Origin of the sequence: Streptomyces sp. NPDC102451, from assembly GCF_044765485.1 — a bacterium.
Lineage (GTDB): Bacteria > Actinomycetota > Actinomycetes > Streptomycetales > Streptomycetaceae > Streptomyces.
Window position 1 is genome coordinate 532,293 of sequence record NZ_JBIWKD010000002.1, and the last position, 23,524, is coordinate 555,816.

At 71.1% G+C, this 23,524-nt stretch carries 16 protein-coding genes; 15 read left to right on the forward strand and 1 reads right to left on the reverse strand.

What is annotated here, in order from left to right:
* Nucleotide 1 precedes the first annotated feature (1 nt).
* Nucleotides 2–2,077: a beta-galactosidase gene (locus ACIRD8_RS05890; protein ID WP_403986655.1), complete on the forward strand. Its 2,076-nt coding sequence runs from the start codon at nucleotides 2–4 to the stop codon at nucleotides 2,075–2,077.
* A 47-nt stretch (nucleotides 2,078–2,124) separates the two neighbouring features.
* On the opposite strand, the gene ACIRD8_RS05895 is transcribed toward ACIRD8_RS05890, so the two are convergent.
* Nucleotides 2,125–5,322 carry an alpha-L-rhamnosidase gene (locus ACIRD8_RS05895; protein ID WP_403986658.1) on the reverse strand — a complete coding sequence of 1,066 codons (3,198 nt, stop codon included), beginning with the start codon at nucleotides 5,320–5,322 and terminating at the stop codon, nucleotides 2,125–2,127.
* Nucleotides 5,323–5,680: 358 nt separating this feature from the next.
* Between ACIRD8_RS05895 and ACIRD8_RS05900 the strand changes: the two genes are divergently transcribed.
* From ACIRD8_RS05900 to ACIRD8_RS05965, 14 genes are all read left to right on the forward strand, one after another.
* Complete coding sequence (locus ACIRD8_RS05900) at nucleotides 5,681–6,868, forward strand: S8 family serine peptidase (protein WP_403986661.1); 1,188 nt, start codon at nucleotides 5,681–5,683, stop codon at nucleotides 6,866–6,868.
* A gap of 377 nt (nucleotides 6,869–7,245) precedes the next feature.
* Nucleotides 7,246–11,535, forward strand: a complete 4,290-nt coding sequence (locus ACIRD8_RS05905; RefSeq protein ID WP_403986663.1) for a discoidin domain-containing protein — start codon at nucleotides 7,246–7,248, stop codon at nucleotides 11,533–11,535.
* A 339-nt stretch (nucleotides 11,536–11,874) separates the two neighbouring features.
* The gene (locus ACIRD8_RS05910; RefSeq protein WP_403986666.1) at nucleotides 11,875–13,287 is read left to right on the forward strand and encodes an extracellular solute-binding protein; all 1,413 of its coding nucleotides are present in this window, start codon (nucleotides 11,875–11,877) and stop codon (nucleotides 13,285–13,287) included.
* An 84-nt stretch (nucleotides 13,288–13,371) separates the two neighbouring features.
* A complete protein-coding gene (locus tag ACIRD8_RS05915) occupies nucleotides 13,372–14,334 on the forward strand; it encodes a carbohydrate ABC transporter permease (protein ID WP_383189976.1) in 963 nt (320 codons plus the stop codon).
* Between the two features lie 15 nt (nucleotides 14,335–14,349).
* Nucleotides 14,350–15,306 (forward strand): carbohydrate ABC transporter permease, encoded by a 957-nt coding sequence (locus ACIRD8_RS05920; RefSeq protein WP_403986670.1) that lies wholly within the window; start codon nucleotides 14,350–14,352, stop codon nucleotides 15,304–15,306.
* 108 nt (nucleotides 15,307–15,414) lie between these two features.
* Nucleotides 15,415–17,049 (forward strand): glycoside hydrolase family 13 protein, encoded by a 1,635-nt coding sequence (locus tag ACIRD8_RS05925; RefSeq protein WP_403986673.1) that lies wholly within the window; start codon nucleotides 15,415–15,417, stop codon nucleotides 17,047–17,049.
* 32 nt (nucleotides 17,050–17,081) lie between these two features.
* Nucleotides 17,082–17,399 carry a cupin gene (locus ACIRD8_RS05930; protein ID WP_403986676.1) on the forward strand — a complete coding sequence of 106 codons (318 nt, stop codon included), beginning with the start codon at nucleotides 17,082–17,084 and terminating at the stop codon, nucleotides 17,397–17,399.
* A gap of 108 nt (nucleotides 17,400–17,507) precedes the next feature.
* A complete protein-coding gene (locus ACIRD8_RS05935) occupies nucleotides 17,508–18,413 on the forward strand; it encodes a YihY/virulence factor BrkB family protein (RefSeq protein WP_403986679.1) in 906 nt (301 codons plus the stop codon).
* Nucleotides 18,414–18,462: 49 nt separating this feature from the next.
* A complete protein-coding gene (locus ACIRD8_RS05940; protein ID WP_403986682.1) occupies nucleotides 18,463–19,155 on the forward strand; it encodes a GNAT family N-acetyltransferase in 693 nt (230 codons plus the stop codon).
* Between the two features lie 5 nt (nucleotides 19,156–19,160).
* A complete protein-coding gene (locus ACIRD8_RS05945; protein WP_403986685.1) occupies nucleotides 19,161–20,039 on the forward strand; it encodes an ABC transporter substrate-binding protein in 879 nt (292 codons plus the stop codon).
* Nucleotides 20,040–20,105: 66 nt separating this feature from the next.
* Nucleotides 20,106–20,741 carry a helix-turn-helix domain-containing protein gene (locus tag ACIRD8_RS05950; protein WP_403986688.1) on the forward strand — a complete coding sequence of 212 codons (636 nt, stop codon included), beginning with the start codon at nucleotides 20,106–20,108 and terminating at the stop codon, nucleotides 20,739–20,741.
* A gap of 35 nt (nucleotides 20,742–20,776) precedes the next feature.
* Nucleotides 20,777–22,084, forward strand: coding sequence for an MFS transporter (locus tag ACIRD8_RS05955; protein WP_403986691.1), 1,308 nt, complete (start codon nucleotides 20,777–20,779; stop codon nucleotides 22,082–22,084).
* Nucleotides 22,085–22,186: 102 nt separating this feature from the next.
* Nucleotides 22,187–22,450: a type B 50S ribosomal protein L31 gene (locus ACIRD8_RS05960; RefSeq protein ID WP_403986694.1), complete on the forward strand. Its 264-nt coding sequence runs from the start codon at nucleotides 22,187–22,189 to the stop codon at nucleotides 22,448–22,450.
* Between the two features lie 114 nt (nucleotides 22,451–22,564).
* Nucleotides 22,565–23,515, forward strand: coding sequence for a carbohydrate kinase (locus ACIRD8_RS05965; protein ID WP_403986697.1), 951 nt, complete (start codon nucleotides 22,565–22,567; stop codon nucleotides 23,513–23,515).
* Nucleotides 23,516–23,524: the final 9 nt, after the last annotated feature.

The following is a 23,524-nucleotide window of genomic DNA, read 5'->3' on the forward strand; positions in this document are numbered from 1 at the left end:
CATGACCCCCGCCTCCGAGCGCCACTGGCTGCGCCCGCCCTCCGACGACCGCCCCGCGCGCTTCGCCTACGGGGCCGACTACAACCCGGAGCAGTGGCCGCGCGAGGTGTGGAAGGAAGACGTCCGGCTGATGCGCGCGGCCGGGGTCACCGTCGTCTCCGTCGCCATCTTCTCCTGGGCCCGCCTCCAGCCGGCCGAGGACCGGTGGGACTTCGAGTGGCTGGACGAGGTGCTCGACCTGCTCCACGCCGGCGGCATCGCGGTGGACCTCGCCACCGCCACGGCCTCGCCGCCTCCCTGGCTCACCACCCTGCACCCGGAGATCCTGCCGGTCACCCACAGCGGTGAGACCCTCTCCCAGGGCGCGCGACAGCACTGGCGGCCCACCTCGCCCGTCTTCCGCAGATACGCCCTGCGACTGGTGGAGGCCATGGCCACCCGTTACGCGGACCACCCCGCCGTGGTCGCCTGGCACATCTCCAACGAGCTCGGCTGCCACAACGTCTACGACTACTCCGACGACGCCGCCCAGGCCTTCCGGGACTGGCTGCGGGCCCGCTACAGCACCCTGGAGGAGCTCAACCGGGCCTGGGCCACCTCCTTCTGGTCGCAGCACTACGGGGACTGGGCGCAGATCCAGCCGCCGCGGCTGGCCGCGAGCCACGCCAACCCGACCCAGCAGCTCGACTTCAAGCGCTTCTCCTCCGACGCGCTGAAGGACTACCTCCGCGCCGAACGCGAGATCCTGCGCCGCATCACTCCCGAGATCCCGGCCACCACCAACTTCATGGTGATGAGCGGGACGAAGGGCATGAACTACCCCGACTGGGCCGCGGAGATCGACTTCGTCTCCAACGACCACTACGCGCACCCCGGGCCGCAGCGCCTGGACGAGCTGTCCTTCTCGGCCTCCCTCACCCACTCCATCGCCCGGGGTGCGCCCTGGTTCCTGATGGAGCACTCGACGAGCGCGGTCAACTGGCAGCCCGTCAACGTCGCCAAGCGCCCGGGCGAACTCGCCCGCGACTCCCTGGTGCACGTCGCCCACGGAGCCGACGCGGTCTGCTTCTTCCAGTGGCGCCAGTCCGCCGCCGGCGCCGAGAAGCACCACTCCGCGATGGTGCCCCACGCCGGCCCGGACAGCGAGCTGTTCCGCGCGGTGACCGCCCTCGGCCGGACCCTGGAGGCCCTCACCCCGGTCACCGGCTCCGTGCGGGAGCCGGCCCGCGCGGCGCTGGTGTACGACTGGGAGTCCTGGTGGGCCGTCGAACGCGACTCCCAGCCGTCCTCCCTGGTGCGCTACCGGCAGGAGGCTCTCGACTGGTACTCCGCCTTCCTCGCCCTGGGTGTCCGGGTGGACGTCGTCACGACCGCGACCGACCTCACCGGGTACGACTTCGTCGCGGCCCCCCTCCTCCACGTCGTCCCGCAGCCACTCGCCGCCCGGCTGGAGGCCTATGTCAGCGGCGGCGGTCATCTCGCCACCACCTACTACTCGGGGATCGTCGACGAGAACGACCACGTCCACCTCGGCGGATACCCGGGAGCGCTGCGCGGTCTGCTGGGCATCCGCATCGAGGAGTTCGGCCCCCTGCTGGAGGACGAGGACGTACGCCTCGACAACGGGCTGACCGGCACGCTGTGGACCGACCGGATCGACCTGACCGACCCCGAGGTCACGGTGCTCGCCCGCTACGCGAGCGGGGACCAGACAGGACGCCCCGCCCTCACCCGGCGCGCCCCGGCCGGGGGCGGATCGGCCGCGTACGTCTCCACCCGGCTGGGCCGCCACGGACTGCCCGAGGCGCTGCGGTCCCTGCTGTCCGGCGCCGGCGTGACCGCCGAACTCCCCGCCGGGGCGCGGGGGAGGGCCGAGCTGACCGTACGGACCGACGGCTCCCACGCGTACTGGTTCCTCGTCAACCGTACGGACGAGCCCGTGGAGTTCGGCACGGTGGACGGGGAGGTCCTCACCGGGCCCACGCCTGGGGCCGGCGGCCTCGTCCTTCCCCCGCGGGGAGTCGCGGTGCTCCGCGTCGCGTCCGGGAGCACGCCCTTCGGCCAGGGCGCCGCATAGGGTGTGTGCCCCGTGGGACGGGCCTGTCCCACGGGGCACACGGGCGGTCAGCCGGAGGCCGTGAACCGGTGCGTGCCCGACCCCGCCGAGAACACCGCGCACCCCTCGTCCAGCCGGAGGAAGTCCGCGGCACCCCGGCCGGCACTCCGTTCGTCGCCGCCCGGCACCCACACCTCGGCGGTCGTGTTCGGCGGCAGGGCGACGCTCAGGGCGAAGCCGTCCGCGTCCTTCCGCCAGCTCGTGGTGACCGGGCCGTACCGTGAGTCGAACCGGCCCCCGGCCCGCGTCACCCCACCGCCCGGCCGCGGCCGCACGACGACCTTCCGGAAGCCGGGCGCGCCGGGGGCGATGCCCGCGATGTTCGCGTACATCCACTCGCCGACCGAGCCGTACGCGTAATGGTTGAAGGAGTTCATCCCGGCGTCCTGGAAGCTGCCGTCCGGCCGGATCGAGTCCCAGCGCTCCCACATCGTGGTGGCGCCCCGGTCGATCTGGTAGCCCCAGCTCGGGAACGTCCGCTGGAGCAGCAGCCGGTAGGCGACGTCCGTGTGGCCGGTGTCCGTGAGGACGGGCAGGAGCCGCGGGGTCCCGAGGAATCCCGTCGACAGGTGCCAGTCCTTCGCCTCGATGAGCGCGACCAGCCGGTCCGCCGCCGGAGCGCGGTCGGCCTCCGCCAGCAGATCCATGGACAGGGCCAGCACATAGGCCGTCTGAGTGTCGCCCTTCACCCGCGCGCCGTCCGAGACGTACGCCGCGCGGAAGGCGTCGCGCACCCGGCCGAAGAGCGTCCGGTACGGAGCGGGGTCCTTGCCCAGCGCCTCCGCCGTCCGCGCCACGAGATCGGCACTGTGGGCGAAGTAGGCCGTGGCGATGACGTCCTTGGGCGTCTCGTCCTCGATGTTGAGCCAGTCGCCGAACCCGTCGGCCGGGCGCAGCAGCCCGGAGCTGTGCGCCTCCAGATACCCCAGCCAGTCGGTCATCGAGGACCAGGACTGTTCCAGCACCCGTACATCGCCGTACGCCTGGTAGAGCGCCCACGGCACGGTCACCCCGGCGTCTCCCCAGCCGGCGGCCCCGTTGCCGACGCCCGGGAGGTCCGGGGCGACATGGGTGAAGGCACCGTCGGACGTCTGGGCGTCACGCAGGTCGTGGAGCCACTTGGTGAGGAAGCGCGCCGACTCCATGGTGTACGCGGCGGTGGGCGCGAACACGTTGATGTCCCCGGTCCAGCCGAGCCGTTCGTCGCGCGCCGGGGTGTCCGTCGGGATGGACAGGAAGTTCCCCCGCTGACCCCAGGTGATGTTGCTGTGGAGCTGGTCGAGCATGGGGACGTCGGTGGTGAAGTCCATGGTGAACGGCGCCGAGGTGTGGATCACCCGGCCCACGACCGCGTCACGGCCCGGTGTGCCGGGGTAACCCGTCACCTCGACGTAGCGGAAGCCGTGGAACGTGAACCGGGGCTCGTAGGTCTCCCGGCCGCCGCCCTTGAGCGTGTACGTGTCCGTGGCGCGGGCGGTGCGCAGGTTGGTGGTGTAGATCGTGCCGTCCGGGTTCAGCACCTCGGCGTGCCGCAGCCGTACCGTCGTACCGGCCGGTCCTGACACGGTGAGGCGTGGGGTGCCCACCATGTTCTGGCCGAGGTCGAACACGAAGACACCGGGCTCCGGCTCGGTCACCTCACGGGCCGTCAGCTCACGCTCCACGCGGCAGGCGCCGTCCACCTCGGCGACGAGAGCCGCAGCGACCCCGTCCACGCGGTCCGCGGGAAGCCAGCCGGCCGCGTCGAAACCGGCGCGCGTCCACCCCTCGGTCTCCAGCCGGGCGTCGTACTCCTCGCCCGCCATGAGGTCCGCCCCGGTGACCGGTCCCGCCGTGGTGAGCCAGTCGCTGCCCGACACCACGCGTTCGGTCGACCCGTCGGTGTAGGTGATCTCCAACTGGAGCAGTGCAGCGGGCCGTTCGCCGTACTGATGAGGGCCGAACCAGGCGATGTTCCCCGCGTACCACCCGGCCGCCAGCGTGATCCCGAGCGCGTTGGCGCCCTTCGCCACCAGACCGGTCACGTCGTACGTCTGGTACTGGACCCGCTGGTCGTAGTCCGTCCAGCCGGGGGCGAGACGGTCCTCACCGACGCGCTCGCCGTTGAGCGACACCTCGTACAGGCCGAGGGCCGTCGAGTACAGCCTGGCCCGCGCGACGCGCCTGCGGCCCAGCCGGAACTCCCGGCGCAGCTGGGTGGCGGGGGAGTGCGCCACCGACACCTTGCCCCAGGGGCCGGAGCCCCAGCGGGCGAGGGCCTTCGCGGCGGGCCAGGCCGAGTCGTCATAGGTGACGGAGTGCCAGTCCTCCGGCGGTTCCTCGTCGGTGGCCCGCCAGCCCGCGTCGGTGACCACCGTGGTCGTCCCGTCCGCGGTCGTCAGCTCCAGTGCTCCGAGCAGCCCGGCGGGTCCGCTGACGGCGTTCGTCGCCGATACGGCGATCACCTGGGGGCCGGGGGTGAGCCGGTCCGACACATCCACCAGGACGGGGCGCTTCCAGTTCTCGGCCGGGCCGTCGGCCTCCGTGTGCGCCACCTGCACGCCGTTCACCCGGGCGGTGAATCCGTCGTCGGCGCTCATGACCAGCCGGGCACGGGTGATGTTCTCCGGCACCTCCACCCGGCCGCGGAACCACCGAGTGGCGGCAGGCGCCTCGACGGCCGGGTCCCCCTCGGGGAACCAGATCCACCAGGCGTCGTCCAGGGCGGGTGCGCCGGTCAGCGCGGCGGGCGCGGCGATCCACCCGGCCGACCAGTCGGAGGCGTCCAGGAGTCCGGTCTCCCACCAGGACGGCTCGCTCCACGCGGAGGCCCGGCCGTCCGCGTCCCAGATCCGTACGGACCAGAAGTAGCGTGTGCGGGACGCCTGCTCGGGGCCCGCGTACGGAACCAGTACGGACTGCGCGGACTCGACCCGGCCGCTGTCCCAGACGTCGGGTGCGCCGAGGCGCTCGGCGGCGGTGGCCACCCGTACCTGGTAGGCGGTCTGGACCAGGCCCGGGGTGTCTGACGCGACGGGCCAGCTCAGTCGCGGACGTGGGGTGTCCAGGCCCAGCGGACGGCGTACGTACTCGACGGTCGGCTCGGTGACGCGGGCCCGGCCGGCGGCCGCCCGCGCGGGCCCGGCCGCACCGGCGGCGGGCACGGACACCGCGGCGAGCGCGGCGGTGGCGGCGGTGGTGCTGAGCAGTCGTCTTCTGCTGATCACAACGCGGCTCCGTAACGAGGCGGTGATGAATCGTTTCAGGTCCGTGAAGCTAGGGTTCTGACCGGACCCTGTCAAGAGTCCTTACGTGATGATGCCGGTTTGGCTGGGTGATTGCAGGTCTTTCGTGTGTGGGCATTGACGACCTTGTGGGGCGGGTCTATCTTCGCTCGCAGGGTGGAGTTGAAACCTTTCATGCACCTTTCGCGCCGTGGGCCGAATGGGCGTGCCCCGGCGGTGATCGTTGCGCTGTCCGGCTGACGCGGCTCAGGCTCGCCGGAGATATGGACGAAAGATCAGGTGTTCGTACTTCGCGGGCCCGACCGGTCCGCGACCCGCTCCTCCACCCAAGGGAGAACGCATGCGCCTGCGCGCCCGCTGGGCACCAGCCGCTCTACTGCTGATCGCCCCTCTGATCGGCACCACCACGGCCACGGCCGACACCGGCGAGGTCCTCGTGCCGGTCGAGAAGTCGGCCCGGGCCGTGCCCGGTCAGTACATCGTCACCCTCTCGCCCGAGCAGAAGCCGTCCGCCATGGCCGAGCAGCTCGGGGTCAGCACCCTCTTCACGTACAGCAAGGTCCTGCACGGTTTCGCGGCCTCGCTGACGGCCGCACAGCTCCAGGAGGTGCGCGGCGCGGCAGGCGTCCAGGCGGTCGAGGAGAACAGCGAGGCCTCCGTCTCGCCGCCGGCCTCGGCGACCACGGCGGCGAGCGGGCGGGCCGTGGCCGGGAGCTGGGGGCAGGACCGCATCGACCAGCGGAACCTGCCGCTGGACGGCACGTACGACGTGGGCGGTACGGGCCAGGGTGTGACCGCGTACATCCTGGACACCGGCATCGAGGCCGCCCACAGCGAGTTCGGCGGCCGGGTGGGCGCCGGTTACGACGCGATCGGCGACGGCCGCAACGGTGAGGACTGCAACGGCCACGGCACGCACGTGGCCGGGACCGTCGCCGGTGCGACGTACGGAGTGGCCCGCGCCGCCTCGCTCGTGCCCGTACGGGTGCTCAACTGCGAGGGCTCGGGCAGCTGGGCCGGGATCATCGCCGGGCTCGACTGGATCGCCCAGAACGCCCAGCAGCCGGCCGTCGTCAACGCCTCCCTCGGCGGACCCGCGTCGTCGGCCGTCGACGACGCGTTCGACGCGCTCGCGGCGGACGGCACCCTGCCCGTGGTCGCGGCGGGCAACGAGAACCAGGACGCCTGTGACGTGTCCCCGGCCCGCGCCGACGGCGTGCTCGCCGTGGGGGCCAGCGACGACCAGGACCGGCAGGCGACCTTCAGCAACTGGGGTACCTGTGTGCGGCTGTACGGCCCGGGCGTGGACATCGTGTCCGCCAAGCTCGGCGGCGGTTCGACGACGCTGAGCGGCACGTCCATGGCGAGTCCGCACGTCGCCGGCGCCGCGGCTCTCTACAAGGCGCAGAACCCGGACGCGACGCCTCAGGCGGTCGCCGACTGGCTCGCCGGGCAGGCGACCCCGAACGTACTGACGGGTCTGGGCGCCGGCTCGCCCGACCGGCTCCTGTACACCGGCGGTCTCTGACCTCCGACAGGCGCCATGGGAGCGGGGTCCGCGCTGTGCGGGCCCCGCTCTTCGCCGTGCCGTGGAGCAGGCACTTTCGGCCGCCTTTCAACAGCGCGCAAAAATTTGCGTACCGTGCGGTCGTGCCCGATGAGGGCTCACTTCCGATGTCCTCCTTATCAAGTACGCCTCGTATGAAGGCCTTTGCGTGACTCCCACACTGCTCCGTCCTGTTCCGGTTTCTGCCGAAACCGTGGACGCTCTCGCATTTCTCTGCAACTCTCTGACCGCTAAGCGCAAAACTCAGCTCGGTGTGCGCAGAAATGAATGCCACAGGGCTGTGCCAAGAGAGCCGCGCCCTCGGCGTGTCCCGCGCCGAGGCCGAAGATCGGGGACTTATGAGAGCCCAACGCTGGAGATGGCGGGCCCTTTCCGCCATGGTCGCCACCAGTCTTCTGATGATCGGATGGCCGTCGCTCACCGCCGCGGCGGCCGACGGCCCCAACATCGCCGCGGGCCGGACCGCGGCGGCGAGCAGCGCAGGCGACGAGTACGGCGCCAGGAACGTGACCGACGGCAGTCAGGCGACGTACTGGGAGGGCTCCGGCGGCACCCTGCCGCAGTGGGTCCAGACCGACCTCGGCTCCGCCGCACGCGTCGACGAGGTGACGCTGAAGCTCCCCGCGGGCTGGGAGAGCAGACAGCAGACCCTCTCGCTCCAGGGGAGCGCCGACGGCACCAGCTTCTCGACCCTGAAGTCCTCGGCGGCGTACACCTTCAGCCCCGGTGCCTCCAACGAGGTGAGGATCTCCTTCCCGGCCACGCAGACCCGCTTCGTGCGGGTGAACATCACGGCGAACACGGGGTGGCGGAACGCGCAGCTCTCCGAGCTGGAGGTCCGGACCGCGGGGGAGTCGTCGGTGAACCTCGCCGCCGGCAGGACGCTCAAGGCGAGCAGCCACACCGAGACCTACGTGGCCGCCCAGGGCAACGACGGCAACCGGGCCAGTTACTGGGAGAGCAAGAACAACGAGCTCCCGCAGTGGATCCAGGCGGACCTCGGCTCCTCGGTCCGGGTGGACCGTGTCGTGCTGCGGCTGCCCGACGGCTGGGAGCAGCGGACCCAGACGCTGAAGATCCAGGGGAGCACCGACGGCACGGAGTTCAGTGACCTGACGGCCTCCAAGGCTTACACGTTCGGCCCCGCGGGCGGGCAGTCGGCGACGATCTCCTTCGACGCGACCACCACCCGCCATGTACGGGTGCTCGTCACCGCCAACTCCGTCCAGCCGGCCGCCCAGCTCGCGGAGCTGGAGATCTACGGCCCCGCGACCGGCGACACCCAGGCGCCCACCGCCCCCTCCGGTCTGGCGTTCACCGAGCCGTCGACCGGGCAGGTCAAGCTGACCTGGAAGGCGTCCTCCGACGACACCGGTGTCACCGGCTACGACGTCTACGCCGACAACACCCTGCTGACCAGCGTGGCGGGAGACATCACCACGTTCACCGACACCCGTCCCGCGGGCGAGAGCGTCTCCTACTTCGTGCGTGCCAGGGACGCGGCCGGCAACGTGTCCGGCAACAGCAACACCGTCACCCGTAAGGGCGACTCGGGCGACACCCAGGCGCCCACCGCCCCCTCCGGTCTGGCGTTCACCGAGCCGTCCACCGGACAGGTCAAGCTGACCTGGCAGGCGTCCTCCGACAACAAGGGCGTCACCGGCTACGACGTCTACGCCGACAACGTGCTCCGCAAGAGCGTGGCCGGGGACGTCACCACCTGGACCGACACGCAGCCCGCGGGCGCCACCGTCAGCTATGTGGTCCGGGCCAGGGACGCGGCGGGCAACATATCCGGCGCCAGCAACACCGTGACGCGCAACGGAACCACGGCCGCCGCCTCCAACCTCGCGGTCTCCAAGCCGATCACCGCCTCGTCGGTGGTGCACACGTTCGTCGCGGCCAACGCCAACGACAACTCCCTCACCACGTACTGGGAAGGCGCCGGTGGAAGCTATCCGAACACCCTGACCGTCGCGCTGGGCGCCAACGCCGACACCGAGAGCGTCGTCGTCAAGCTCAACCCCGACAGCAGCTGGGGCGCGCGCACCCAGAACATCCAGGTGCTCGGGCGGGACCAGAATGCCACCTCGTTCACGAGCCTGGCCGCCGCCAAGAACTACGCCTTCGACCCCGCCACGGGGAACACGGTGACGATCCCGGTCACCGCCCGGGTGGCCGACGTCCAGCTGAAGTTCACCTCCAACACCGGGTCCGGCGCCGGCCAGGTTGCCGAGTTCCAGGTGCTGGGCACTCCCGCCCCCAACCCGAACCTCCAGGTCACGGCGGTCACCGCATCGCCCGCGGCGCCGGTGGAGTCGGACGACATCACGCTGTCGGCGACCGTACGCAACACCGGCGCGCTGGCCTCTCCCGCCGACAAGCTCGACTTCGAGCTCGGCGGATCCAAGGTCGCCACCGCCTCGGTGGGCGCACTCGCCGCCGGTGCCTCCGCCCAGGTCACCGCCGGTATCGGGTCCCGTGCCGCGGGCAGCTACACGCTGGGCGCGGTCGTCGACCCGGCGAACGAGATCATCGAGGAGAACGAGACCGACAACCGCCACACCAGCGGCACCCCGCTGGTCGTCAAGCCGGTCTCCAGCTCCGACCTCGTCGCGAGCGCGGTCACCACCTCCCCGTCGTCCCCTTCGCAGGGCGACACGGTCACCTTCTCCGTCGCCGTGAAGAACCAGGGCTCGGTCGCCTCAGCCGCAGGCAGCCACGGCATCACCCTCAGCCTGATCGACTCCAAGGGCGCCACGGTGAAGACCCTCACCGGCGCGCACAACGGCGCCATCGCCGCGGGCTCCACGACGTCACCGGTCTCGCTCGGCACCTGGACGGCCGTCGACGGCTCGTACACGGTGAAGGTGGTGCTCGCCGACGACGCCAACGAACTGCCGGTGAAGCGCGAGAACAACACCAGCAGCGAAGCGCTCTTCGTCGGACGCGGCGCCGACATGCCGTACGACATGTACGAGGCGGAGGACGGCGTCACCGGTGGCGGCGCCAAGGTCGTCGGCCCCAACCGGACCGTCGGCGACATCGCGGGCGAGGCGTCCGGCCGCAAGGCCGTCACCCTCGACAGCACCGGAAACTACGTCGAGTTCACGACCAAGGCACCCACCAACACCCTGGTCACCCGCTTCTCCATCCCGGACTCCGTGGGCGGCGGCGGAATCGACTCGAAGCTGAACGTCTACGTGGACGGCACCTTCCTCAAGGCCGTCGACCTCACCTCGAAGTACGCCTGGCTGTACGGCAACGAGACCGGCCCCGGCAACGACCCCGGCTCGGGCGCGCCCCGGCACATCTACGACGAGGCGAACCTCATGCTGGGGAAGAACGTCCCGGCGGGCAGCAAAATCCGGCTGCAGAAGGACGCGGCCAACACCAGCACCTACGCGATCGACTTCGTCAGCCTGGAGCAGGTCACCCAGAAGCCCAATCCCGATCCGGCCCGGTACACCGTGCCCGCCGGCTTCACCCACCAGGACGTCCAGAACGCCCTGGACAAGGTCCGGATGGACACCACGGGGACCCTCGTGGGCGTCTATCTCCCGGCCGGTGAATACTCCACCGCCAGCAAGTTCCAGGTCTACGGCAAGGCCGTGAAGGTCGCCGGGGCCGGGCCCTGGTTCACCCGGTTCCACGCCCCTTCCACGCAGGACAACACCGACATCGGATTCCGCGCGGAGGCGAGCGCGAAGGGCTCCTCGTTCTCGGACTTCGCGTACTTCGGCAACTACACCTCCCGCATCGACGGGCCGGGCAAGGTGTTCGACTTCTCCAATGTCTCCGACATCGTGATCGACAACATCTGGAACGAACACATGGTGTGCCTCTACTGGGGCGCCAACACCGACAGCGTCACCATCAAGAACTCGCGGATCCGCAACATGTTCGCCGACGGCATCAACATGACCAACGGGTCCACGGACAATCACGTGACGAACAACGAGGCGCGGGCCACCGGCGACGACAGTTTCGCGCTGTTCTCGGCGATCGACGCCGGCGGCGCCGACATGAAGAACAACGTGTACGAGAACCTCACGTCCCTCCTCACCTGGCGGGCCGCGGGAGTCGCCGTGTACGGCGGCTACGACAACACCTTCCGCAACATCCATATCGCCGACACCCTGGTGTACTCCGGGATCACGGTCAGCTCGCTGGACTTCGGATACCCGATGAACGGGTTCGGGACCGGGCCCACGGCGATCGAGAACGTGTCGGTCGTACGCGCCGGCGGCCACTTCTGGGGGACGCAGACCTTCCCCGGGATCTGGCTGTTCTCCGCCTCCAAGGTCTTCCAGGGCATCCGGATCTCGCACGTGGACATCGTCGACCCCACGTACAGCGGGATCATGTTCCAGACGAACTATGTGGGAGGTCAGCCGCAGTTCCCCATCAAGGACACGGTGCTCACCGACATCACGGTCTCCGGGGCGCGCAAGAGCGGTGACGCGTTCGACGCGAAGTCCGGCTTCGGGCTGTGGGCCAACGAGATGCCGGAGGCGGGCCAGGGGCCTGCCGTCGGCGAGGTCACCTTCAACGGGCTGAAGTTCAGCGGCAACGCCCAGGACGTGAAGAACACCACCTCCACCTTCAAGATCAACATCAATCCGTAGGGGAGCGGCGGACGGTGCGACAGGGGTGCTTCCCGGGTTCCGAAAAGGGCCCGGGAAGCGCCCCTGTGCGCGTAACGGCTTGCAGTCAGAAGTCTGCCTCTTGCGGCCCCCGGCTGTCCGGTGTGCGGCGTACCTGGGGGTGCCGGTGGGGTGCGAGGGGGAGCTCCGATGGGGCACCGGCCTGCTCCTGCCTGTCCCTCATCACATGCGGAGCGCTGTCAAACATTTACGAAAACTGCGCGAGATATTGCGCTCGCATGTCGCCGGTGGTTGAGTATGCCGCGCCCCGGCAGACAGCCGGCCGAGGCCTTCCGTGCACATGCCCGAAGGGGACCACCGATGAGAAGTGCTGGGTTCCGCCGTACCCGCCGTGCCTCCGCGGCCGCCGTCGTCACCGCGCTCGCCCTGACCGCCCTTGCCTCCTGCGGCACGAGCAGCAGCGGCGACGGGAACGACGACTCCGGCAGCGGCTCCTCCGATCCGTCCGCGCCGCTCGACCCGAAGGCGAAGGTGACGCTGTCGATCGACTGCATGCCGCCCGCCGCGAAGGCCGCCGAGCTGCGCGAGTGGAACGAGGACATCAAGACGTTCAACAAGAAGTACCCGAACGTCAAGATCAACGGGAAGTCCACGCCCGGCCAGTGTCTGGAGCCGCCGCGCTTCACGGCCATGCTCAAGGGCAAGTCACAACCCGACGTGTTCTACGCCTACTTCACCGACCTCCAGCAGGTGCTGGACAACGACGGCGCCGAGGACATCTCCGCGTACGTCAACGACACGTCCGTCCCGGCGCTGAAGGACATCCAGCCCCAGGTGCTCGACGTGGCCCGCAAGGACGGCAAGCTCTACGCGCTGCCGACCAGCAACTACACCATGGGCCTCATGATCAACCGGAAGCTGTTCACGGAGGCCGGGCTGAACCCCGACACCCCGCCGGCGACCTGGGAGGAGGTCCGCGCCGCGAGCAAGAAGATCGCGGCCCTCGGCAAGGGGACCGCCGGCTTCGGCGAGTACAGCGCCGGCAACAACGGCGGCTGGCACTTCACCGCCACGCAGTACGGCCTCGGCGGCGACGTCGTGGACGCGAGCGGCAAGAAGGCCGCGTTCAACGACGACAAGGGCAAGCAGGTCCTCCAGCAACTGCACGACATGCGCTGGGAGGACGACAGCATGGGCAGGACCCAGCTGCTGAAGTGGGGCGATCTGCAGAAGCAGATATCCACCGACAAGCTCGGCATGTTCCTGGCCGCACCCGACGACATCGCCTACATGGTGCAGCAACTGGGCGCGAAGTACGAGAACTTCGGGCTCGGCCCGATCCCCGGTGGTCAGGGCACGCTCTTCGGCGGCAACAACTACATGATCAAGAAGGGCAGCTCGCCCGACAAGATCAAGGCCGCCGTCGCCTGGCTGAACTTCAAGAACCTGAGCCCCGGCAAGGGGCAGTTCGAATGGTCCCGCACCAAGGCCGACCAGCTGCCCGTCGGGCTTCCGCAGCCGAACTTCTTCACCGGTGAAAGCAAGACGAAGGACGACGCCGCACGCGCCGCGAACGCGACCATGCCCGTCGAGAACTTCAAGGCCTTCATGGACAACCCCGTCCAGGGCAAGGCCGAGCCGCCGAAGGCCCAGGAGATCTACAAGATCCTCGACAACGCGATGTCCGCGGTCCTGACCAACGAGGACGCCGACATCGACAAGCTGCTCGACACCGCCGAGCAGCAGGTCAACCAGGTCCTGGCGAACCAGTAACGGACGTACGGAGGCCGGGCCGGGCGGGCCCGGCCCCGCATCCGGACCGTCCGTGAGCGACCGCACCGGCACCGAGGAGAGACCATGTCGGCCCCCACCCTGTCCACCGGGAAGGCGAGCGCACCGCCACCCGGGCACCACCCACGCCCCGCCGGGCCGGACTCCGCCCGTGAGGAGTTCGTGCGCGCCCTGCGCCGCAACATCTCGGCGCACGGCTTCCTGATCGGAGCCGTCCTCTGCTTCTCCTTCTTCTCCTGGTATCCGATGGTCAGGGAATTCCTCCTGGCCTTCCAGAAGACCGAGGACGGCACGACGACCTGGGCCGGCTGGTCCAACCTCAGCTACGTCTTCAACGACCCCGCGTTCTGGCAGGCCTGGCGCAACACCCTGCTCTTCACGGTCCTGGCGCTCGTGCTGGGCTTCGCGGTGCCGTTCGTCGTCGCCGTCGTGCTCAACGAGTTCCGGCACGCCCAGGGGTATCTGCGGCTGCTGGTCTACCTGCCCGTCATGCTGCCGCCGGTCGCCTCGGTGCTGCTCTTCAAGTACTTCTACGACCCCGGCTACGGACTCTTCAACCGCATCCTGGAATTCCTCCATCTGCCCGCCCAGCAATGGCTCCAGGACCCCGACACCTCGATGCTGTCCGTCGTCATCGCGTCGACCTGGATGAACATGGGCGGGGCGACACTCATCTACCTCGCCGCCCTCCAGGGCATCCCGGGCGAGCTGTACGAGGCTGCCGAGCTCGACGGCGCCGGACTGCTCCGCAAGATCTGGCACGTCACCGTCCCGCAGACCCGGCTCATCCTGTCGCTCCTGCTGCTCATGCAGATCATCGCGACGATGCAGGTCTTCACCGAACCGTTCCTGCTGACCAACGGCGCGGGCCCCGAAGGCTCCACCACGACGGTCGTCTACCTCATCTACCAGTACGCCTTCAACTTCAACAACTACGGCGGAGCGGCGGCCCTCGGCCTCCTCCTGCTCGTCGTCCTCGCGGGCTTCTCCGCGGTGTACGTACGCCTCAGCCGCAGCAGCGAAGACTAGGACGGGAGCACGACGATGGCATCGAGCACGCTTGTCTCCCGGCGCGGATCCGGCAGGCCCGGCAGCCGCAAGGCCCGCCGCCGGGACGCCGACCTGGGCCGCCAGCGGACCCTCATCTCACCCGCCCAGCTCGGCCGGCCCCGGGGAAAAGCCGTCTACTGGATCGTCTTCGCCCTGGTGGTGGTGGCCTTCACCCTGGCGTTCCTCGGCCCCCTGTACTGGATGGTCACCGGCGGCCTCAAGACCACCCAGGAAGTCGTACAGAGCCCGCCCACCGCCTTCCCCTCCTCGGTCCACACGGAGAACTACTCCCAGGCGTGGAACGTGATGGACCTGGCCCAGCTGCTCTTCAACACCCTCTACTACGCGTTCGGCGCGCTCGCCTTCCAGCTGGTCCTGGACGTGGCCGCCGCCTACTCGCTGTCCAAGCTGCGGCCGATGTTCGGCAAGGTCATCCTCGGCATGATGCTGGCCACGCTCATGATCCCGGCGACCGTCCTCGTCGTACCGCAGTACCTCACGGTCCTCGACGTACCGATCTTCGAGCGCAACCTGCTCAACTCGCCCTGGGCGATCTGGCTGCCGTCGGTCACCAACGCCTTCAACATCTTCCTGCTGAAGCGGTTCTTCGACTCCATCCCGGGTGAACTCCTCGACGCCGCGGCCATCGACGGCGCATCACCCCTGCGCACCCTGCGCTCCATCATCCTGCCGATCTCCCGGCCGATCCTGGGCGTCGTCTCCATCTTCGCGGTCGTCGGAGTCTGGAAGGACTTCCTCTGGCCCATGCTCACCCTGCCCGACCCCGGCAAGCAGACCCTCAACGTCGGCATCTACTCGCTGTCCAACGGGGTGCCGCAGAACGTCCTCATCGCCGCGCTCACCATCGCGTCCGTCCCGACGCTGCTCATCTTCCTGCTCTTCCAGCGCAACATCATGAGCGGTCTCACCGCGGGCGGCCTGAAGGGCTGAGCGCCCCCGAACAACCGCCTCCCACCAGCACTCCGCCGCCGGCCCTCCGACCACACGCCCCGCGTCCGGGCCGGGGGCGGAGTACCTCCTGCCCGAAAGGAACGCCACGTGGCAGCCAACCGTCCGACCGAGGCCACCGCACCGTGGTGGCGCGACGCCGCCATCTACCAGATCTACGTACGCAGCTTCGCCGACGGCGACGGAGACGGCACCGGCGACCTCGCGGGGGTACGGGCCAGGCTGCCCTACCTGGTCGAACTGGGCGTCGACGCCCTGTGGTTCACCCCCTGGTATCTCTCCCCCCTGGCCGACGGCGGCTACGACGTGGCGGACTACCGGGCCATCGACCCGGCCTTCGGCCACCTCGCGGAGGCGGAGAAGCTCATCGACGAAGCCCGCGAGCTGGGCATCCGCACCATCATCGACATCGTGCCCAACCATGTCTCCGACCGGCACAGCTGGTTCCAGGCGGCGCTGGCCGCGGCCCCCGGCAGCCCCGAGCGCGAGCTCTTCCACTTCCGGGAGGGGCGCGGCAGCCACGGGGAGATCCCGCCCAACGACTGGGTCTCCGAATTCGGCGGCACCCCCTGGACCAGGATCGACGACGGCCAGTGGTACCTCCACCTGTTCGCCCCCGGGCAGCCCGACCTCAACTGGGCGCACCCCGCGGTCCGCCAGGAGCACGAGGACGTCCTGCGCTTCTGGTTCGAACGGGGCGTCGCCGGCGTACGGATCGACTCGGCGGCCCTGCTCGCCAAGGACCCCGCCCTGCCGGACTTCGTCAAGGGCACCGACCCCCACCCGTACACCGACCGCGACGAACTCCACGACATCTACCGCTCCTGGCGCGCCATCGCCGACGCGTACGACGGCATCTTCGTCGGCGAGGTCTGGCTCCCCGACTCCGAGCGCTTCGCCCGCTATCTGCGCCCCGACGAACTGCACACCGCGTTCAACTTCAACTTCCTGGCCTGCCCCTGGGACGCCGGGCTGCTGCGCTCCGCGATCGACGACACGCTCGCCGAGCACGCCCCGGTGGGGGCGCCCGCCACCTGGGTGCTGTGCAACCACGACGTGACCCGCACGGTCACCCGTTACGGACGTGAGGCGAGCGGCTTCGACTTCGCGGCCAAGGTCTTCGGCACACCCACCGACCTGGAACTCGGCACCCGCAGGGCACGGGCGGCCGCCCTGCTCTCGCTGGCGCTGCCGGGCGCCGTCTACCTCTACCAGGGCGAGGAGCTCGGTCTGCCGGAGGCCGACATCCCCCGCGACCGGATCCAGGACCCCATGCACCTGCGCTCCGGTGGCATCGACCCCGGCCGGGACGGCTGCAGGGTGCCCCTGCCCTGGTCCGCCGACGAGCCGTACGCGGGCTTCGGATCCACGGCCGAACCGTGGCTGCCGCAGCCGGAGGCCTGGTCGTCGTACGCCGCCGACCGGCAGGGCGCCGACCCCGGCTCCATGCTCACCCTCTACCGCGAGGCGCTGCGGCTGCGCCGCGGTGAACCGGGCTTCGCCGCCGCCCCCGGCGAGACCGCCGGCGGCCGGCTGGACTGGCTGCCGTCGTCACCGGGCGTCCTCGCCTTCCGGCGGACCCACGGCCTGATCTGCGTCGTCAACCTGTCGGGTAGCCCGGTCCCGCTCCCGGACCACCACGAGATCCTGCTGACCAGCGCCCCAACGGACCCCTCCGGTCTGCTGCCGGACGACACGGCCGCCTGGCTGCGCGAGAAGCGATAGCGGGGGAGCGGGGGCTGCGGCACAGTGGTCGTATGGATGATCTCAACGCTCTCGCCGACGAGCACCTGGCCGCGGCCCGCGCCAACGCGCACGGGCGCAGCGCGCACCTGCTGCTGCGCCAGGAGCCACTGCGGCAGACGGTGATCGCGCTCACCGCGGGGTCCGCCCTCGACGAGCACAACGCGCCGCCCGCCGCGTCGCTCCAGGTACTGCGCGGCGCGGTCCGGCTCACCGCGGGCTCCGGGGACGTGGACCTCGCGACGGGCGGACTGCACCCCATTCCCCAGGAGCGGCACGGACTGCTGGCCCTGGAGGACGCGGTGGTGCTGCTCACCGCCGTCAACGACTGAGCCGCCCTGGGTTACGACCGCGGGACCGAGGCATGAGAGAAAGGGAGCAGCCGGGCCGCCGAGAGGCGTCCCGGCCGTCCCTCTTCCCTCGTCCCCCGGAGTAACCGCGTGCCCAGCAGGACCGACGACCCCGTCGCGGAACGAACCGCGCCCCCGGCAGGGCGCACCAAGCGGAGGCGCTGGCGCACCGCTCTGCGCCGGACCCCCGTGTCCCTGTGGAACGACGACCTCTCCGACTGGGCGGCCGCCCTCACCTACTACGCCATCCTGGCGCTGCTCCCGGCCCTCCTCGTCACGGTCTCCGTCATCGGCCTGGCCAACCCCGGGGCCACCGACGCGCTGATCGCCGACATCACGGCCTTCGCGCCCGCCGAGTCCGGAGCGGCGCTGCGCCGGCCCCTGGAGGCGGCCACGCAGGAGCGCACCGCTGTCTGGCTGCTCGTCGTCACCGGCAGCGTGAGCGCAGTGTGGTCGGCCTCCAGCTATCTGGCGGTCTTCCGCAGGGCGATGCACGCCATGCACCGCGTCAAGGACACCAGGCCGCCCTTGCGCCAGGCGCACATCATCGTGGTCTCGGCCGTCGGACTGCTCGTCCTGCTGATGGCCAGTGCCTTCGCCCTCGTGCTCACCGGACCCCTGGCGCGCTGGCTCGGACGCCGCGCGGGCCTGGCGCAGGCCGGGGAGACGGTGTGGGAGGGCCTCAAGTGGCCCGTGCTGCTCTGTCTGGTCGCCTGCCTCATCCTGGTCCTCTTCAGCACCGGCCCACGCTCCGCGCGGAGCCTGCGCGGGGCGCTGCCCGGCGGGGTGCTCGCGGCGTTCCTGTGGCTGGTCGCCTCGGCCGGATTCGCGCTGTACGCGACCCACATCGCCAGCTACAGCCGGCTGTACGGTTCGCTGGCCGGCGTGGTGGTCTTCCTGATCTGGATCTGGTTCACCAACCTGGCACTCCTGACCGGCGCCCAGTTCAACGTCGAACTGGCCCGCACCGACGATCAGGAGCGTGAGGTGTCCTGAAGCGCCTCCGGGCCTTGTGGGAGCGCTCCCAGAGGGGAAGGATGGGGCGATGACCCGGACCGCGTACGTACGCCCCTACCGGCCCGCCGACCAGGAGGCCCTCGCGGACATCTGCGTCCGCACGGCCGACAACGGCGGGGACAGCACGCATCTGTACCCCGACCCCGCGCTGATGCCCGCCCTGTTCGCCGCGCCCTACGCCCACCTGGAACCGGACCTGACCTTCGTCCTGGACGACGGTTCCGGCAGGGCGGTCGGCTACGTCCTCGGAACCGCGGACACACGGCGGTTCGCCGAGGCCTTCCGTGAGAGCTGGCTCCCCCTCGTCACGGACCGCTTCCCCGAGCCGGAGGGCGAACCCGGAACGCTCACCGAGGCGATGACGGCTCTGCTGTACCGCCCCGAGCGCATGGTCCTCCCGGAGCTCGACGCACACCCCGCGCACCTCCACATCGACCTGCTGCCCCCGTGGCAGCGCAAGGGGTACGGCAGGGAGCTGATGGGCGCCTTCCTGGGCGCCCTGCACCGGAAGGGGGTCCGGGCGGTCCATCTGTCCATGCTGACGGCGAACACCCCGGCCCGGGCCTTCTACGACCGGCTCGGGTTCCAGGTGATCGACGTACCCGACCCCGGGCCCCTCACATATCTGGGGCGTTCCACCGCGGGTGTGGAGCCGGTGGGCTGGGCAGGTAGTGGAGGGCGAGCCCGGGAGAGGGCCCGGACCGCCGGTTCGGAGGGGTGAGTGGCATGACGGAGCAGCGCGCGTGGAGTTTCGCGGACGACCGGGGCAGGCTGGTGGCGGCGGACCGCCGGCCGTCCCGGGTGCTCGCGTACATCCAGGCGGGAGCGACACTGTGGGACTACGGGATACGCCCGGAGGGGATCTTCGGCTCCGGACACGACGGGGCGGTGCCCGACCTGGCGAAGACCGGCACCCTCCCGCTGGACACCGTGGACTACCGGGGCGCGGGTGACGACCTGGACGTGGACACGCTGCTGCGCGGCAGGCCCGACCTGGTCGTCGCCGTCAGCTACGGCCACGGTCAGCTCTACGGACTGGACCCGGACACCGCCAAGCACCTGGAGGAGCACGTCCCGGTCGTCGTGATCGACGTGGGCCAGGCGCGCACCCTCGACCGGGTCGCCGAGCGGTTCGCCGAGCTCGCCCGCTCGCTCGGCGGCGCGCCCGTCCCGGACGCATCCGGTGAACTGCACGCGGCCCGGGAGCGGTTGAGCGCGGCCACCCGCACCCCCGGCGGCCCCAGGGTGGTTGCTCTTTCGCCCGCGGGGCCCGAGCAGGCGTACGTCGCGCGGCCCCAGATGTGGCCCGAACTGCGGGTGCTGGCCGAGCTCGGGGTCGGCCTGGTGTCCCCGCCCGACGGGGCCGGGGTCAACTGGGCCACCGTCGACTGGGCGGAGGCCGCGGCGCTGGAGCCCGGCATCGTGCTGACGGACATCAGGTCCAACGCGGTCCCGCTCGACGGGATCGCCGACCCCGCCTGGGAAGCGGCCGGCCGGGGCGTGCGCACCGTGCCGTGGAACCCGGAACCGCTGTGCAGCCCACAGGCCCACGCACGCTTCCTGGAGCTCGTCGCGGAGGCGGTGGAGGAGGCGGCGGCCAGCTGACAAGTTTCCCAAAAATATTCTGCAAAAAGTATTTGGCAAAGCGGTGATGCGCTCTAGGCTGCCGCCATGGACAGCGACGCCACACATCGTGTACTCGACCCCGAGCGGGACCCGGCGGCCCTGAAGGCGCTCACGCACCCCCTGCGCCTGAGGCTGCTCGGCCTGCTGCGGCTGCACGGTCCGGCCACCGCGAGCGAACTGGCGGTCAGGACCGGGGAGTCGTCGGCGTCGACCAGCTACCACCTCAGGGTGCTGGCCAAATACGCCTTCGTCGCGGAGGCCGAGCACCGTGACGGGCGCGAACGCCGCTGGAAGGCCGTGCACGCCGTCACCTCGGCGAGCAACGCGGCGATGCTCGCCACGCCCGCGGGCCGGGCCATGCTGGTGCTGGGCAGGCGCCGCCAGGTCGAGCACCTGCAGCAGTCGATGGAGCAGCACGAGGCGGACATCGACGCGGGCCGGCTCGGCGAGGAGTGGCACGACGCCTCGGGGATCGACGATCTGATGCCGCGTCTGACGCCCGAGTCCCTCCGCGAACTCCGCGACGCGATCACGGCGAAGCTCGGTGAGCTGACCGCGCGCGACGAGGACGACCCACGGGCCCGGCAGGTCGTGCTGCTCACCGCCGGACTCCCGCTGGCCGGGAACGGGGCGGACGCGCCCGCCGCCGACGCGGCTCCGAACGCCGGAAGAGCCCGGTGAACCTGGTGCCCGGGGGCGGGAAGGCCCCTGCCGCCATGCCCGACGCACGCACGGCGCGCCGCAGGTTCGTCGTCGTCTCGTTCCTCTTCTGGCTCCCTGCGGGCCTCGGCATGGCGCCGATGGTGCTGCTCTTCACCGAGCGCGGCCTCGCCCTCACCGCCGTCGCCGGAGCGTTCGCCGCGCACTCCCTGACCGCCGCCGCCCTGGAGCTCCCCACCGGCGGGCTCTCCGACGTGATCGGCCGTCGCGCCGTCCTGGCCGGCGCGGGTCTGCTCAACGTCTGCGCCCTCACGCTCATGGCCCTCGGCACCACCACCTGGGTGATCATCCTCGGCACGGCCCTCATGGGTGCGGGCCGCGCCCTGTCCAGCGGGCCCGCCGAAGCCTGGTACGTCGACACCGTGCACGCCGCTTCCGGCCCCGACGCCGATCTCCGTACGGGGCTGGCGCACGGCAGCGCCGCCTCGTCCGGCGCCGTCGCGCTCGGCGTCCTCCTCGGAGGGGCGCTGCCCTGGCTGCTCGGCCTCGGCCCGGACCCGGGGGCCCGGCTGCGGGCGCTCACCTCGGACCTGGTCCTGCCGCTCTCTGTGCCTGTACTCCTCGGCGTGGTCATCGACATCGTCTTCGTCAGCTACGTCCTGACCGCCCTGACGGAGCCGCCCCGCCCCGCGGCCACCCTGCGCGGCGTGCTGCGGGGCGTCCCCGGAGCCATCGCCTCGGGGATCCGGCTCGGCGCCGGGGACACCCTGATCCGGCGCATCCTGATGACCACGGGCGCTGCGGGTACGGCCCTCGCCGCTCTCGAACTGCTCACCCCGGGCCGCGCCGCCGCGCTGACCGGGACCGCGGAGTCCGGGGCGGTCCTCTTCGCGGGCCTGGCCGCCGCCGGGTTCGCGTGCTCGGCGCTCGGGAGCCGGCTGGCGCCCCTCGTCGCCCGGCTCGCGGGGGACGCGGAACGCGCGGTCCTAGCGAGCCTCTGCGCGAGCGTGGCCGGTCTGCTGGCGCTCGGCGCCACCGTGTCCGCCACCGGAGCACCCGCGCTGACCGCGGCCGTCGTGGGATACGGACTGGTCTACCTGGGGCTGGGCGCGGCGGGGCCCACCGAGAACGACCTCCTGCACCGCCGCGTCGACACCTCCGGCCGGGCGACGGCCCTCTCCGTGCAGTCGCTGGCCCAGCAACTCGTGGGGGCGGCCGCCGGCCTGGTCGTCGGCGCACTGCCCGCGGGGCCGCTGCCCTGGCTGCTCGGTGCCGTGGTGCTTCTGGCCGGAGCACTCCTGTGGACCCGGCGCACCGCCTCCGCTCCGCAGGCCGCCCCCGCCCCCGGGTGGGACGGGGGCTGACCTCTCTGCTCCGTACGGACGCCCCGGATCGCGCGGGGCCGCGCCCTTGGCCAGGCTGGCCCGGAGCCGGGACGCGAGATCCCCGTACTTCCAGGAGCCGAGATGCAGCAGGACAAGCACCCGTCGTACCGTCCCGTCGTCTTCCGCGACCGTTCCGCCGGGTACGCCTTTCTGACCCGGTCCACCGCGTCGAGCGAGCAGACGATCGACTGGGACGACGGCAACAGCTACCCGGTCATCGACGTGGAGATCTCCGCCGAGAGCCACCCCTTCTTCACCGGCAAGGCGCGGGTGGTCGACACTGAGGGCCAGGTCGCCAAGTTCGAGCGCCGCTACGGTGACGAGGGGGGTGGGGACGCCTCCTGAGCCCCGGGTCTCCACGGCTTTCCGCACACGGGGCAGAATCGTCGGCAGTGTGCCCCGTGACCGCCGCGCCTCACCGGGGCACGACCGCCCGCGTTCCCCAGGAGACCCGCCCCCATGCCCGACAGCCCCGCCCTGCTGGTCATCGGCGAATGCGTCGCCGACATCGTCCGGCTGCCGGGCGCCCCGGACCGGATCCACCCCGGCGGCAGTCCCGCGAACGTCGCGTACGGTCTGGCCAGACTCGGCCGGGACACCACTCTGATCACCCAGCTCGGCCAGGACTCCGACGGGCGGCTGATCGAGGACCACCTCGCCTCCGCCGGGGTGCGGGTCCTGACGGACGGCGCCGACGCGCCCACCCCGGCCGCCACGGTCGAGCTGGACGACGCAGGCCGGGCGACGTACAGCTTCGAGATCACCTGGACGCTGGGCCCGGTCGCGCCCTCGGGGGAGCCGCCCCTGCACGTTCATACGGGCTCCGTCGCCACCGCCCTCGAGCCCGGTGCGGACACCGTCCTGGAGCTCGTCCGGTCGCTCCGGAGGACGGCGACCGTCAGTTACGACCCCAACGTGCGGCCCGCGCTGATGGGGGACCACGCCCTTGCCGTGCACCGGGCCGAGCGCATCGTCGCGCTGAGCGACATCGTCAAGGCCAGCGACGAGGACCTGCGGTGGCTGTACCCGGACGAAGCCCCGGAGAAGGCCGCCGAGCGCTGGCTCCGGTCCGGGCCGGCGCTGGTCCTGGTCACCCGCGGAGCCGCAGGCGCGACAGCGTTCGTGCCGGGCACGGACGTGAGCGCCGGGGCGCCGCCCGTCCAGGTCGTGGACACCGTGGGCGCCGGTGACGCCTTCATGTCCGGCACGCTGCACGCCTTGGCCTCGCACGGCCTGCTCGGGGCGGGGAGCCGTGCACGGCTGCGCACCCTGGACGCCGAGGTCCTGGGCGACGTACTGCGCCACGCCGTGGCGTCGGCCGTCGTGACCGTCGCACGGGCAGGCGCCCTGCCTCCCGACGAGGAGGAGCTGTCAGCGGCTCTGACCAGCGGACCGGCCCCGGAGCGGTAGGGGGTCGAG